Below are 14497 nucleotides of genomic sequence, written 5' to 3' on the forward strand. Positions count from 1 at the left end.
TTAAATATAATAAGCCCTCTTGATAATTCAAGAGGGCTTATTGTTTTATGATAAATTAGGTTTAATTACCCTTCGTCATCTTCAGTGCTTTTTCTAGAAGATTCATTGTTTATTTCTTTATTCTCGGAGGTATTAGATGCCTTGTAACTAGCAAACGAAGTATCACATTTTTTTCTTAATGGAGTATATGCTCAATTGTTTTTTTATTATTCTCTAAATTTTAAATATAAGTTTTTATTTACTTTATTTGTTATATTTCTATGTAATATTGTTTTATTGTAAGGTAATTATGTATTTTTGAATTTAATCTATTAAAAATGATAACAATTATGAGTAAATATTATATTATGGTATTGAGTATTTTGGGAATATATAGTTTATCTGCCCAATCTAGATCTTCCGTCGAGAAAAATCAATTTAAGATTAATGTTTTGTCGCCAGGTTTTGTTTATGAACACGGTTTTAATGCAAAAAATACATTACATTCCGAAGTAAGGACTTGGTTTGGCTTTCGTAGCAATTATTATGGAGGTTCGTCATGGTTCCTTTTTTCTACTATTAATGAGCAGTTTCGTCATTATTATAATTTGGATAAAAGAGCTTTAAAAGGAAAAAGGACAGCTCATAATTCAGGTAATTTTGTTGCGTTAAATGCGATTTATAATTTTAAAGCAATTTCTTTAAATGATGGTTTTTTTGAAAAGATTTCATCTATTACAATTGCGCCAGTTTGGGGATTTCAGCGTACATATAAAGGTAATTTTAATCTAGGTTTGGTTTTAGGTGTTGGATATAATATTGATAAATATGAAAAGGAATTGATTCCAGTAATCAATTTTTCTCTAGGCTGGGTGATAAGTAAATAAAATAAGATGAAGAACATAATTTATATTTTGGTTTTTATGTTTTCGATAAATGTAACTGCACAAAGGATGCGTCCTTTTATAGGAGGAACAGCTTATTTACACACTGATTTTGAAAGGTCTAGTTTTGTGAATTTTTCATTAGGTTCAGAAATTAAAGTGATTAAATTTTTTAGTCCTGAAATTGAAGTAAGCTACATGTTTGGAACCCTTCAAGAGGTTGTAATTAGGGATGAAAAAGGACTAACAATGAGTATTTCAAAAAAATCGTCCTCAGCGATAAATTATAGTTTTTGTCCAAAAATAATAATAGGGGATTATGAAGAAGACTCAGCATACTTACAAATACTTCCAAGATATACGTTTTCTAGAATTGAAGCTAAAAGAGAATTTGCTTCAAGGAATCCTATTGATCTTTCAAAACCAATTTTTATAACTGAAAAAACATCAAATACGCAACATTCATTAGGAATAGGAGTTGGCTATCTCTATAATTTTTCAGGAGAATATTCAAATTCTTTAGCATTGAATTTATATTATAATGGGGTTAATTTAGGAAAAGCTCTTAATAAGTTAAATTCAGGTAGTTATAGTTACGGTACTCAAGATGTTATGGGATTGGGAATAAATTTTTATTTTGGTTTAAAAAAGGAAAAAGAATAAGAAGCCATTTAAAAGTAAAGCCCTCTTGATATTTCAAGAGGGCTTTTTGGTGTATTATGATAACTAGGTTTTAACCTTCGTCGTCTTCGGTACTTTTTGTTGAAGATTCATTGTTTATTTCTTCATCTTCTAATGAATCAAATTCGAAGAAACTAAAGAATGAACCACCGTAACTTTTCTTGAATGAGAAATTACTTAAATGATCAAGTTTTGTGTATTTAGAATGTTCGATAATCATCATTCCATCTTCTTGCAATAGTTCTCTTTCGAAAACAAGCATTACAATTTTTTCAAATGTAGCTTGATCCATTGCATATGGAGGATCTGCAAAAATAATGTCGTAAGATGTTTTACTGCTCTCTAAGAATTTAAAAACATCACTCTTAGTAGCTGCAATATTAAAGTCATATTCTGCGGCAACTTGCTTGATGAATTTTACACAACCAAAATCACCATCTACAGAGGTGATTGGAGTGCATCCACGAGAAGCAAATTCATAACTGATGTTTCCAGTTCCTGCAAATAAATCTAATATTTTTAAGCCTTCAAAACTAAAATGGTTATTCAAAACATTAAATAATGCTTCTTTAGACATGTCAGTTGTAGGTCTTACTGGAAGGTTTTTTGGTGGAAAAATGCGTCTTCCTTTGTGTTTTCCTGAAATGATTCTCATGATTGAAAAAGTATAAAATGTTGTTGATTTTGAGCTGTTGTAAAAGAATTTTTTCTTTTTAAATTAGATACGTCAAATAGGGATACATTTCGGATATACTTATAAACAATTTTAAAAAAGTCATCTTCTTCAGAAATCGTACCTAGTAATTCTAGTTTAAAAATCTCTGGGTTCATATTAAGCTGTTCTGCCGTAAACAGTATGTAGTAAATAAAATCCTCAGGAGTTTGATATTCAAAAGAATTAAATAATAATAGTTTTTTGTTTTGCACAACGATGATTTCAAAATGACCTAAATTAAAATTGACAATCATTGTTTTCTCGTCATTGTTTTTGGATACATCCAAAAGTTTTTCTACAAGAATACTATTGGCATGTTTGTATTCGAAAGAACCAAACTGGTCAATAAAAAAGTTATTGATATTTACATACGGAATGTAAACAGCATTCATTTGATAATTAGGAATTGTATCGAAAGCAAAAAAATCGGTTTCAAAAACCTTGGTGTTATACTGTAAATAACTGCCTAAATAGTTTTCATCAAAAAGAGCACTAGGAACAAAAGTTGACAAATTGTTGTTATGAACAACCGTAATTTCGTCATACGTATCTTTCAACTCAGGATATTTGTTGAAAGCATCAGCAAATAAATCTTCAATTTTGGTAGTTTTATGAAACGTATCAAAAGTAACCTCGCTTAAAGATAAGATGGTATCGTTTAAAGTATCAATACAACAAAATGAAAGCCCCGCCAGAGAAACCTGAATGGAAAGTTTTTTGTATTTTTTTGATGTTATATTTGTATTCTGTGATTGCATAAATGATTTTGAAATTCAATTCTTGTTAAGAATCAAGATTGAATTATTCGTGATGACAAACTTACAATTTTTTTTTATTCATTTGGTGTTTTATGTGGTTCCCTCATGTTTGATGCCTATATTTGATGATAATTTTACATTAAAATAACTGTTATGAGTTCTTCCCTGTTTTATAGTCTTTTACAAAAAAAGTTTCCTTTTTCTCCTACATACAAACAGGATATTTTTTTTCAAAAGATTGCTATATTTTTAACCGATACAGCAAATGAAACAATTTTTGTGCTTAAAGGATATGCAGGAACGGGAAAAACGACAGTAATTTCTACTATTGTAAACAATTTACTAGAGATTGATAAAAAATATGTTTTGCTTGCACCAACTGGTCGAGCGGCTAAAGTAATTGCAAATTATTCGAGTAAGCCAGCTTTTACAATCCATAAAAAAATATATTTCCCTAAAAAAGCCTCAGGTGGAGGCGTTTCTTTTACCATTCAGCAAAACAAACATAAAAACACCGTTTTTATCGTCGATGAGGCTTCGATGATTTCAGATAGCAATTCGGATTCTAAATTATATGAAAATGGTTCTTTATTGGATGATTTAATATCATATGTCTATTCGGGAACCAATTGTAAAATGATTCTTTTGGGAGATACGGCTCAGTTGCCTCCAGTAAATTTAGATATTAGTCCAGCTCTAGATATTCATACATTGAGTGTTCACTATAATAAAGAGATTGAACATATCGAACTTGACGAAGTAATGCGTCAAGAAGAAAATTCAGGAATCTTATTTAATGCTACTGAATTACGTGAATTGCTTAAAGATAGTTTTATTACTGAATTTAGATTTGATTTAAAAAAGTTTAAAGATATCGTTCGATTAACTGATGGTTACGACATACAAGATGCAATTAATTCGGCTTATAGCAATTATAGTATTGAAGATACAGCATTTATTGTACGTTCTAATAAAAGAGCCAATCAGTATAATGAGCAAATCAGAACTAAGATTTTATTTAAGGAAAGCGAGCTTTCTACAGGTGATTTCTTGATGGTGGTTAAGAATAATTATTTTTGGCTAAAGGATTCAGATGAAGCTGGTTTTATAGCCAATGGAGATATTATCGAAATTCTTGAAATTTTCAGTATTCAGGAGTTATACGGATTCAAATTTGCCAAAGTAAAAATACGAATGGTCGATTATCCAAATCAAAAACCCTTTGAAACCGTTTTATTATTAGATACCATTAAAAGTGAATCTCCTTCACTAACTTTTGAAGAATCAAATCGATTGTATGAAGAGGTTATGAAGGATTATGAAGATGAAACAACTAAGTATAAGAGATTTCAGAAAGTGAAAGCCAATGAATATTTTAATGGTTTACAGGTAAAATTCTCTTATGCGATAACGTGTCATAAATCACAAGGTGGACAATGGGATACAGTATTTATTGAGCAACCTTATTTACCAAACGGAATCGACAGAGATTATATTCGCTGGTTGTACACTGCTATGACAAGAGCTAAAAATAAATTATATTTGATAGGTTTTAAAGACGAACATTTTGTTGAGTAATCAATGAGATTAATCTAATATAGATTATGAACACACTAAACGATTTACATAGTATTTCACAAACTTTTTCGAATACCGATAAAATGCCCGTTTTGTTTCTAGGACATGGTAGTCCGATGAACGCTATCGAAGAAAATGAGTTTGTTGCAGGATTCAGAAACTTAGCAAAAACATTACCACAGCCCAATGCAATTTTATGTATCTCCGCGCATTGGTACACCAAAGGAACAAAGGTTACGGCTATGGAAATGCCTAAGACTATTCATGATTTTGGAGGTTTTCCTCAAGCTTTGTTTGATGTGCAATATCCTGCCAAAGGAAGTCCTGAATTGGCTATTGAAACCAAAAGAATATTAAGTCCTGTTGAGATAGAATTAGATGAAACATGGGGTTTGGATCATGGGGCATGGAGTGTGATAAAGCATTTATATCCTGAGGCAAATGTGCCAGTGATTCAGCTAAGTATTGATTATACAAGATCTGGACAATATCATTTTGAATTGGCTCAAAAACTACAATCGCTACGTCATAAAGGTGTTTTGATTATTGGTAGTGGTAATATTGTTCATAATTTAAGACTGATTGATTTTCATAACTACGACAAGGATAATTATGGTTTTGATTGGGCGATTGAAGCTCGACAAACAATTAATGATTATTTGTTAGACGGAAATTTCCAACCGCTTATCAATTTTGAAAAAATGGATCGCGCGATACAATTAGCAATCCCAACGCCCGACCATTATTTACCTTTGCTTTATACTTTAGGATTAAAAGAAAAATCAGAAGAACTAAGTTTATTTAACGATAAGTTGATCGCAGGTTCATTGAGCATGACATCGGTTAAGATTATTTAGTTTTCAAGTTTTCAGTCGCAGTATTCAGTATTCAGTATTCAGTATTCAGTATTCAGTATTCAGTATTCAGTATTCAGTATTCAGTATTCAGTATTCAGTTCCCAGTCCCAGTATTCAGTTGTATGATGCGAGTGTAAACTGATAACAACGTCAGCATACTGTTTAAAGTTTCAAGTTTTGTACTGAGACTGCAAACTGAATACTGAATACTGAGAACTGTAAACTGTTTTAGGTTTTGTACTGTGACTGTAAACTGTGCCTGTAAACTGAATACTGAGACTGTAAACTGAAAACTAATAACCTGTTGTTAGTCCAATTGCATAAAAATAGCCATCGGCACTACCAAAATAAACAGTATTGTTGCTAATAAATGGCGATGAAACAATCGGTCCAAGTTTATAGAATTCATCCATAACTTTTTTGGAGTCTTTGTATTGTGATAAATCAGAGCCTTTAGCGGCATAAGTAAAATCTAGATTGTCATTGTTTAATATTTCGCTTGCATGTTTTTTTCTGGCATCAGTACTTATAAAATTTGATATTTTGCCCGCTGAAAGAATGTCTAGAGAAAAGAAGTTACCTGTAAAGTCTCCAAAGTAAATTGTGTTTCCTGCAATTGCTGGTGACGAATAAACGTATCCACTAGTTCTAAAGCGATAGCGTTCTCTACCTGTTTTAGAATCTAAAGCAAGTAAAGCATAGGTGTCTGAAGTGCCAACATATAAAATGTTGTTTAATACTACTGCTGAGCTTAGGATCCATGAATTTTCGGCATCATATCTCCAAATTTCCTTTCCTGTTTCGGAGTCTAAAGCAAAAAGGTAAGGATCTCTTGCTCCAAAATAGACCATCCCATCAGCAACTGCTACAGACGATTGAATCCCTTTGAATCCTGTTTTTGTTCCAGTAGAAAACTTCCACTTTTCTTTTCCTGTTGTGCAGTTGATCGCATACAAATTAGCGTCCCATCCGCCAATATATACTATGTTTTTGTCGATAACTGGTGTACTATGTATTGGACCGTCGGTTTTAAATTTCCAATTAAGAATTCCCTTTTTTGCATCAAGTGAATATACATTTCCATCACTGCTTCCAAAAAGAACAGAAGCTTGCTTGTTGTCTTTGTAAATTACAGGTGAAGATAAAAAATAATCCCATAAATCGGCCATTGTATTGCCAATACCAATTTCTCCATACCAGTTTTCTCCACCAGTTTTGAATTTCCAAATCTCTTTGCCTGTTTTGGCATTTACAGCATAATAGTAACCATCAAAGCTTCCATAATAAATAATGTTTTCATAAATACTTGGCGAACTATGAACTGCACCATTTGTTTTAAATTTCCATTTTAAATTTCCATTTATTTCATCGATAGCATAGAGATAACCGTCTTCGCTACCAATAAAAACGATTCCCTCTTTTGCTATTGTTGAAGAAAAGATTTTGCCATCGGTTTTAAACTTCCATTTTACATCCCCTAAAGGCAGATAACCGTGACCAGTAAAGACTCTGTCGGAGAACGAATTTATAATTGATGCCTCATTTTTTTGTGCAAAGGTGCTATGAATAACTAAAAAGAAAAAGATAGGGAGAAATGCTAATGATCTTTTCATGAGTTTGTTTTTTGTATAAAAATAAAAAATTTATAATTCATTAAACTTCAGTTATTTAATAAATATGTTATAATTAAATTTTTAAAACCTGATTGTGAATAAGTATATTTGTTTTCAGGATTGAACATTAATAATACTATCAAAAATGAAAATAATAGCAGTTATTCCCGCACGTTACGCTTCTACACGATTTCCAGCGAAACTAATGCAAGATTTGGGAGGTAAAACAGTAATTTTAAGAACCTATCAAGCTGCAATGCAAACCAACTTGTTTGATGATGTATTTGTTGTGACCGATTCGGATATTATATTCGATGAAATTGTTTCTAATGGAGGTAAGGCCATAATGAGCATCAAAGAGCATGAATCGGGAAGTGATAGAATTGCCGAAGCCATACAAGGTTTAGATGTAGATATTGTAATAAATGTTCAAGGTGACGAGCCTTTTATAGATGCTGAACCATTGGCTAAGGTTATTGAGGTTTTTAGAAATGATTTGGATAAAAAAGTTGATTTAGCTTCTTTAATGCGTGAAATCAAAGACGAAGCAGAAATTAATAATCCAAATAATGTAAAGGTAGTTGTGGATCAAAGCGGATTTGCTTTGTATTTTTCTCGCTCAGTAATTCCGTATCCTAGAGACAAAGATGTAGGAGTGCGTTACTTTCAGCATATCGGAATTTATGCTTTTAGAAAACAGGCCTTATTAGATTTTTATAGCCTTCCGATGAAATCTCTTGAAGCTTCAGAGAAGTTAGAACAATTACGTTATTTGGAGTTCGGGAAACGCATTAAAATGATTGAAACGACTCATGTAGGAATTGGTATTGATACGCCAGAAGATTTAGAAAGAGCAAAAGTACTTTTAGCTTCGAAGTAGTTTTTTTGAGTTACTAAGATTTAGGAGAGGTTCAAAGTTGCAAAGGCTCAAAGTTACAGAGGTTTTAAGGTTTAAAAAGGTGAAACTATAAATGAAGAGTTTCTTAGTATATTTCTCTCCCTAGTATTCGTAAAAATAAAACGCAATGAAACCAAAAAAGCTCCAAATCGTACTGATTTGGAGCTTTTTTATATTTAAATCGAGATTGAACTCTCTTAGTATAAATTTGGATATTTAGATGGGTTTACCTCATTCATCATGCTATATACTTTTTCATAAATGTCTTCAGTAGAAGGTTTAGAAAAGTAATCTCCATCAGTACCGTAAGCAGGTCTGTGTGCTTTAGCAGTTAATGTTTGTGGTTTGCTATCTAAATGTAAATAAGCGTCTTGTTGTTCAACAATTTGTTGCAAGATAAAAGCAGAAGCTCCACCAGGTAAATCTTCATCGATAACCAATAGGCGATTAGTTTTTGCGATACTCTTTACAATATCTTGATTAACATCAAACGGAAGTAGAGATTGTAAATCAATAATTTCACAATCGATACCAGCTTGAAGTAATTCAGTAGCCGCTTGTTCTACTAATCTTAAAGTTGAACCGTATGAAACTAGCGTAATATCTTTACCTTCTTTTAGAGTCTCAATAACTCCAATTGGGGTTTTGAATTCTCCGTAATTGCTTGGTGCTTTTTCTTTCAACCTGTATCCATTTAAGCACTCGATTACAAGAGCAGGCTCATCACATTCTAATAATGTATTATAGAAACCAGCAGCTTGAGTCATGTTTCTTGGTACTAACACATGAATTCCACGTATAGCATTTATAATCATCCCCATTGGTGAACCCGAATGCCAGATTCCTTCTAAGCGGTGACCACGTGTTCTAATGATTAATGGTGCTTTTTGTTTACCTACAGTTCTATATTGTAAAGTAGCCAAATCATCACTCATAATTTGGATTGCATATAGCAGATAATCTAAATATTGAATTTCAGCAATAGGACGTAAACCTCTTAAAGCCATTCCAATTCCTTGACCAATTATGGTTGCTTCACGAATACCAACATCGGCAACACGAAGTTCTCCATATTTTTCTTGCATGCCTTCTAATCCTTGGTTAACATCACCAATGTTACCAACATCTTCTCCAAAGATTAATGTTTCTGGATATTTAGTGAATATTGCATCAAAATTATCTCTAACAATCATTCTTCCATCAACATCTAAGGTATTGTCCTCATATTTTGGTAAAACTTTTTCTACAGAGAAAACATTTAGATCAGAGTCAGAAAATAAATTACTACTGAATTTTTCTTGTGTTGTAGCAATATAAGATGTAATCCAGTTTGCTAATTCAGTTTTACTATCTTCATTAATAATTAGACGTAATACTTTACGAGCAACAGCAAGCATTTCTTTCTTTAAAGGCGATTTAATAGTGCTTAAATCAGTAGTTAGTTTTGCTATTTCGTCTTTTTTAGCGCTTTTTGAAGCAATGTTTTCTAGTAAAGAAAGTAATTCCTTTTGATCGTGTATAATTGGATCTATAAAAGAATTCCATGCTTCTTTTTTAGCATCAAAAACTTCTTTTTTCAGCTCAAGTTCCATTTCAGCCAATTCTTCAGGAGAAGCAATATTAATTGCAATCATCCATAATTTCATCTGACGAATACAGTCAAAATCTTTTTCCCAAGCTAAACGAGCAGCATTCTTATAACGTTCGTGAGAACCAGAAGTAGAATGTCCTTGTGGCTGTGTTAATTCGTTTACGTGAATTAACACAGGAATATGTTTTTCGCGTGCAATAGCAGCTGCTTCTTCATAAGTAGCAATTAATTCAGCGTAATCCCAACCTTTTACTCTAAAGATTTCATATCCGTTAGCGTTTTCGTCGCGTTGGTATCCTTTTAATATTTCAGAGATATTTTCTTTAGTGGTTTGATGTCTTGCGTGAACAGAAATTCCGTATTCATCATCCCAAACACTCATTACCATTGGTACTTGTAATACACCAGCAGCATTAATAGTTTCAAAAAATAAACCTTCAGAAGTACTAGCGTTTCCAATAGTTCCCCAAGCAATCTCGTTACCATTAACAGAGAAATTATCTTTGATTTTTATACCATCAACATTTCGATATATTTTAGATGCTTGAGCAAGTCCTAATAATCTTGGCATTTGCCCAGCAGTAGGAGAGATATCAGCACTAGAGTTTTTTTGTTTAGTTAGATTTTTCCAAGAACCATCTTCATTTAAACTATGAGTAACAAAATGTCCACCCATTTGTCTACCTGCAGACATCGGATCAAAATCTATATCAGTATGTCCGTACAAACCAGCAAAAAACTGTTTTGGAGTTAATTGTCCAATTGCCATCATGAAAGTCTGATCGCGGTAGTATCCCGAACGGAAGTCACCATTTTTGAAAGCTTTAGCCATCGCCAATTGAGGAACTTCTTTTCCGTCACCAAAAATTCCAAATTTAGCTTTTCCTGTCAACACTTCCTTACGACCTAATAAGCTACATTCCCTGCTAATTATAGCGATTCTGTAGTCGTTCAAAACTTCAGTTTTGAAATCTTCGAAAGTAAGTGTAGTATTGTTTTTTTCTTTTATCATAATCGGGAAAGGGTCATGTTAGGTCACAAAATTACTTAAAAAGTAGCAATTATCATAATTCGTTAAAAAAAATATAATTTAATTATCTGTATTTAAATGGGTATTACAGGATGCTTTTTTTATTGTATTTTTATTGTTTTGTTTAATTTTGTGATAATAATTTATGTTTTGTTAATTTTTTATTTGATTAAAACCACTTTCTTGTAAAAAGATTGGTTAATGTTTTAGGTGATAAAGTGACTACAAATCGTATTTTTTCACCATAATTATCTTGAGAAATTTCCCATCCGTTGTTAGAATACACAGGGAAATACAATTCAAAGTAATCAGGAACAAAGTTTAAGCGTATACCACTATCGTATATAAATTTCTCAGAAAGGGCTTTGCTCTTAATAAAGCCAACGTCTCCATAGATCTCTATCCAGTTCCAAAGGGAATAACTCGCATTTAAAGTTCCTATCCATTGATTGGCAAACTGAGGAGTTAATTTTGATTTAAAACCACCTTCGGCCATTATAAATTGCTGACTAAAAACACCAGTATTTTCAGATCTACCATAATAATTATAGTCAAATAAATAATCAGTAGGGCGATCAATACCGAAACTGAAATAATCAGAATTAGTGGTGTTGTATAAAAAAGCTCCGGCGTACATTCTTAGATTAATTTGACGATTGTTTTCAAAAAGTTTTCTGAATTCTATTTCGCTGGCAAGTTTTCCAAATTGACTTGCAAATTGTACTTCCGACATAAAATTAAAATGATTCGTAATCTCCGTTTTTGTATTGTAATATCGAGCATTAAATACAGAGTAATTTGGACTAGAATTATCGGTTATATAATCACTTTTTTCTCTATTCACAATAACCTGACGAATCGTGATAAGTTGCTTTCTGTTATCACGAAAATTTTCTTCTCTAATTCGTAACTGCACCATCGGATTCAATTTTAAGTACGTTGCGTCAGGAGCATAATGAAAATAGGCCTCAGAAAAAGAATATTTAACATTGTATAAAGTACTATTTCTATAATTTTGAACAAATGAAAATATTGACGAACCTGATATAGTCTTTGCTTTTATAGAATAGGCTGGGTTAACATCAAACAGGAAAGGTTTGTCTAGTATAGTTTTATTATGAAAACGTATTCCAGGAGTAATTCCGTCATAATAATTATAATTTAGAGTTGGAATATAGATGATCTGATTGTAATAAGGATCTTCTAAGTCTTTGGCAAAATTAAACTTTATAGGACGATTAGTAGGTGAAAAACCTTTTAAAGATTTCCAGTTGTTTCTCAAATTGTATTCAGGAGCTTCATTATGGTAATTAAGAACAATTTTATCTGCATTTTTTCTTTCCACAGTAAATGTAGTATCGGTACTTTTAGTGTCCATCCATTGTTTAAACATGACTTCTTTTTTCTTCACTCCATAAATAGGAATCGGAAGATAATTGTCTGTTTTGTTTCTTATAGAAAACGTAATGCTATCTTTAGTTTTAGAAACATTATGGAATTTGTAATCAATTATTTTTCTGGAGTTAATTATAATATCAAAGAACCAATTGATGTCTTTTTTAGCATTGTAACTCATTAAGCTTTCAAAGTTTGTACGACTTACTTGCTCAATTTTATTAAGTTCGTAAAAATCCTGAATACTTGTTTGTACACTATTGTTGCCCAAATAATCGTCTAGATAGCTAAGACTTAGACCAGCTCGGTATTTACTAGCAATTTGTTCGTTAAACTTTATTAGGGTATTCTTAGGGTCTCCCAAGGGTTGATCAAGGTTTTTACGGGCCATTAGCATATAAAAATAGCTGTACTGTTCGTTAAAACTTAAATTAGTTAGTTTGTAGCTTTTTAAGATTTTCATTTTAGATAGACTCCCCATCATTTTTTGGTCTGGGTAGTTTTCTTCAATGTATTTCATCATGACATAAATCTGTATACCATCATAGATCCAGTTGTCTTTTCTAGGATCTAAACGTAAGCTGTTTTTTAAATAAGTACTTAAATAAGTCTTTAAAAACTTAATTTCAAACATAAATGCATCTGGAAATGGATTTATAAATGAAGGCAATTGATTTAAACCATAAAACGGATTTTTTTCGTAATCTATTTGCGAAACAGTAATTTTATCATGTGGATACGTGCCAATGTAAGCATTTGTGTATTCTACGATTTTACTTATCGCAAGCGCTTTCTGAATCTCATCTAAATTATTATTCTTTAAATTCGTTGCAACTTCTAGAGAACCAATTTTATAATTCTTAAAACTATTTTTAGGTTCAATAAACATACTGAAATCAGTTCTCTTATTGCCAGAATAGTTAGTATTGCTATAAGTTTCAAATTGTTCTTGCGAAACCTTATCTAAGTCGGTCGTTATAGTATAATTAGTTGGAATTTTAATTTCAACATCATAATTAGTGGTAGCATTTGCAATATCATCTAGATTGTAATTGTTGTATTTTATAAAACGATGATTCTCAAATCGAGCAGGGGTCAGGAACCAGTTTTTTAGGTTTAAACTTCCGTTTTGAGAAAATCCATATTTCGTGAATTTATCACTAGGAATTTTTACAATATAAGTAAGGTGCAAAACAATAGTTTCATTAGGAGCAAGTTTTTGGTTTAGCTTCACTACAATAAAATCGGGGTTTTTAACAGACCTTTCCCAAGCAAGTGCTCCGTCTTGAGTATCGGCTAAGCTAATAATTGTTGTGTTTCCTCGTTCTTCGGGTTTAGCAAGATGGAATCCTCTGTAAAATTCATCCGAAAAACGTTTGGCGAGTGGAGTATTTTTATCCGAAAAGGAATTGTTCCAATCATTAAGAACAACAGAAATTAAAGTGTCATTTGATACATTATTGAAAGTAATCTCCTGTCTGATATTTAATGTTTTTAGCTCGAGATTTACTGCAACCATCATTTTAGAATGGTGCTGAGCGTATTGTTTTATCGAGCTAAATAAAACAAGAGTACAAATAATAAGTTTCGAAAGTATCTTCAATGATTATCCTTAAATATTTAATTACGAAATAAATATACTATTAATTGTGGATTTATGAAACTTAATAGAAAGAAAAAAACATAAAAAAAGCTGTTATTACACAGCTTTTTAAAATTTAGAAATTTGGACTTAAATCATATTTCTTATAGAATTTATCCAGAGCTTCAACTACTTCATCCTCAGAATCAACGATTTTGAATAAGTCTAAATCATCAGGACTTACGGTATGTTCCTTTTCTACCAAAGTTGTTTTTATCCAATCAATTAATCCAGACCAGAATTCCGATCCGACTAAAATGATAGGGAATCTTCCAATTTTTTTTGTCTGAATCAATGTGATTGCTTCAAACATTTCATCAAGAGTTCCAAAACCACCTGGCATAACTACAAAACCTTGAGAATACTTTACAAACATTACTTTGCGTACAAAAAAGTAGTCAAAGTTTAAGTTTTTATCATGGTCAATATATGGGTTGAAATGTTGTTCAAAAGGCAATTCAATGTTCAAACCTACCGAAGTTCCTCCGCCTAAGTGAGCACCTTTATTACCAGCTTCCATGATTCCAGGGCCACCACCAGTAATTACACCGTAACCAGCTTTACTGATTTTGTAAGCAATTTTTTCAGCCAATAAATAATATTTATCATCTGGTTTTGTTCTCGCTGATCCAAAAATAGACACACACGGACCAATGCGTCCCATGTTCTCATATCCATTCACAAATTCAGCCATGATTTTAAAAATCGCCCAACTGTCATTGGTTCTGATTTCGTTCCATGTTTTTTGTTTTAATTTATCTTGGATTACTTTATCCTCGTCATTGTCAAAATCTTCTAATCTCATTTTCTTTTGTATTAATTTATTTTTTCAGAAGCATTCACCAGCTATCCGCTTTATCTTTTGATTTTTAAAGA

Annotated in this window: 11 protein-coding genes; 5 read left to right on the top strand and 6 right to left on the bottom strand. The window is 31.7% G+C overall.

Annotated features, from left to right (window positions below; all coding sequences use genetic code 11):
- The first annotated feature begins 329 nt into the window (after positions 1-329).
- Both QWY99_RS06730 and QWY99_RS06735 read left to right on the top strand, forming a co-directional pair.
- A complete protein-coding gene (locus tag QWY99_RS06730) occupies positions 330-866 on the top strand; it encodes a hypothetical protein (RefSeq protein ID WP_290263015.1) in 537 nt (178 codons plus the stop codon).
- A 6-nt stretch (positions 867-872) separates the two neighbouring features.
- Positions 873-1526, top strand: a complete 654-nt coding sequence (locus QWY99_RS06735) for a hypothetical protein (protein ID WP_290263017.1) — start codon at positions 873-875, stop codon at positions 1524-1526.
- 70 nt (positions 1527-1596) lie between these two features.
- On the opposite strand, the gene QWY99_RS06740 is transcribed toward QWY99_RS06735, so the two are convergent.
- Positions 1597-2199, bottom strand: a complete 603-nt coding sequence (locus tag QWY99_RS06740; RefSeq protein WP_290263019.1) for an RsmD family RNA methyltransferase — start codon at positions 2197-2199, stop codon at positions 1597-1599.
- Positions 2196-3017 (bottom strand): DUF3822 family protein, encoded by an 822-nt coding sequence (locus QWY99_RS06745; RefSeq protein ID WP_290263021.1) that lies wholly within the window; start codon positions 3015-3017, stop codon positions 2196-2198. Before QWY99_RS06745 ends, QWY99_RS06740 begins: the two co-directional genes overlap by 4 nt.
- A 153-nt stretch (positions 3018-3170) precedes the next feature.
- Here QWY99_RS06745 and QWY99_RS06750 point away from each other — a divergent pair, with 153 nt between their 5' ends.
- Both QWY99_RS06750 and ygiD read left to right on the top strand, forming a co-directional pair.
- On the top strand, positions 3171-4595 hold the full coding sequence (locus tag QWY99_RS06750; protein ID WP_290263024.1) for an ATP-dependent DNA helicase: 1425 nt from the start codon (positions 3171-3173) through the stop codon (positions 4593-4595).
- A gap of 26 nt (positions 4596-4621) precedes the next feature.
- Positions 4622-5452, top strand: a complete 831-nt coding sequence (gene ygiD / locus QWY99_RS06755) for a 4,5-DOPA-extradiol-dioxygenase (protein ID WP_290263026.1) — start codon at positions 4622-4624, stop codon at positions 5450-5452.
- A gap of 293 nt (positions 5453-5745) precedes the next feature.
- Here ygiD and QWY99_RS06760 read toward each other — a convergent pair whose 3' ends face one another.
- On the bottom strand, positions 5746-7065 hold the full coding sequence (locus tag QWY99_RS06760; protein ID WP_290263028.1) for an outer membrane protein assembly factor BamB family protein: 1320 nt from the start codon (positions 7063-7065) through the stop codon (positions 5746-5748).
- 145 nt (positions 7066-7210) lie between these two features.
- Between QWY99_RS06760 and kdsB the strand changes: the two genes are divergently transcribed.
- The gene (gene kdsB / locus QWY99_RS06765) at positions 7211-7945 is read left to right on the top strand and encodes a 3-deoxy-manno-octulosonate cytidylyltransferase (protein WP_290263030.1); all 735 of its coding nucleotides are present in this window, start codon (positions 7211-7213) and stop codon (positions 7943-7945) included.
- 215 nt (positions 7946-8160) lie between these two features.
- On the opposite strand, the gene QWY99_RS06770 is transcribed toward kdsB, so the two are convergent.
- The 3 genes from QWY99_RS06770 to QWY99_RS06780 form a co-directional block, all read right to left on the bottom strand.
- Positions 8161-10566 (bottom strand): alpha-ketoacid dehydrogenase subunit alpha/beta, encoded by a 2406-nt coding sequence (locus QWY99_RS06770; RefSeq protein WP_290263032.1) that lies wholly within the window; start codon positions 10564-10566, stop codon positions 8161-8163.
- A 187-nt stretch (positions 10567-10753) separates the two neighbouring features.
- Positions 10754-13501 carry a gluzincin family metallopeptidase gene (locus tag QWY99_RS06775; RefSeq protein ID WP_290263034.1) on the bottom strand — a complete coding sequence of 916 codons (2748 nt, stop codon included), beginning with the start codon at positions 13499-13501 and terminating at the stop codon, positions 10754-10756.
- Between the two features lie 196 nt (positions 13502-13697).
- Complete coding sequence (locus QWY99_RS06780; protein ID WP_290263037.1) at positions 13698-14426, bottom strand: LOG family protein; 729 nt, start codon at positions 14424-14426, stop codon at positions 13698-13700.
- Positions 14427-14497 lie beyond the last annotated feature (71 nt).

Origin of the sequence: Flavobacterium branchiarum, assembly GCF_030409845.1 — a bacterium.
GTDB classification, from domain to species: domain Bacteria; phylum Bacteroidota; class Bacteroidia; order Flavobacteriales; family Flavobacteriaceae; genus Flavobacterium; species Flavobacterium branchiarum.

Bases quoted from the DNA above. Each gene is read 5' to 3' on its own strand.
- QWY99_RS06730 (WP_290263015.1), top strand. From the start codon at position 330: ATGAGTAAATATTATATTATGGTATTGAGTATTTTGGGAATATATAGT.
- QWY99_RS06735 (WP_290263017.1), top strand. From the start codon at position 873: ATGAAGAACATAATTTATATTTTGGTTTTTATGTTTTCGATAAATGTA.
- QWY99_RS06740 (WP_290263019.1), bottom strand. From the start codon at position 2,199: ATGAGAATCATTTCAGGAAAACACAAAGGAAGACGCATTTTTCCACCA.
- QWY99_RS06745 (WP_290263021.1), bottom strand. From the start codon at position 3,017: ATGCAATCACAGAATACAAATATAACATCAAAAAAATACAAAAAACTT.
- QWY99_RS06750 (WP_290263024.1), top strand. From the start codon at position 3,171: ATGAGTTCTTCCCTGTTTTATAGTCTTTTACAAAAAAAGTTTCCTTTT.
- ygiD (WP_290263026.1), top strand. From the start codon at position 4,622: ATGAACACACTAAACGATTTACATAGTATTTCACAAACTTTTTCGAAT.
- QWY99_RS06760 (WP_290263028.1), bottom strand. From the start codon at position 7,065: ATGAAAAGATCATTAGCATTTCTCCCTATCTTTTTCTTTTTAGTTATT.
- kdsB (WP_290263030.1), top strand. From the start codon at position 7,211: ATGAAAATAATAGCAGTTATTCCCGCACGTTACGCTTCTACACGATTT.
- QWY99_RS06770 (WP_290263032.1), bottom strand. From the start codon at position 10,566: ATGATAAAAGAAAAAAACAATACTACACTTACTTTCGAAGATTTCAAA.
- QWY99_RS06775 (WP_290263034.1), bottom strand. From the start codon at position 13,501: ATGATGGTTGCAGTAAATCTCGAGCTAAAAACATTAAATATCAGACAG.
- QWY99_RS06780 (WP_290263037.1), bottom strand. From the start codon at position 14,426: ATGAGATTAGAAGATTTTGACAATGACGAGGATAAAGTAATCCAAGAT.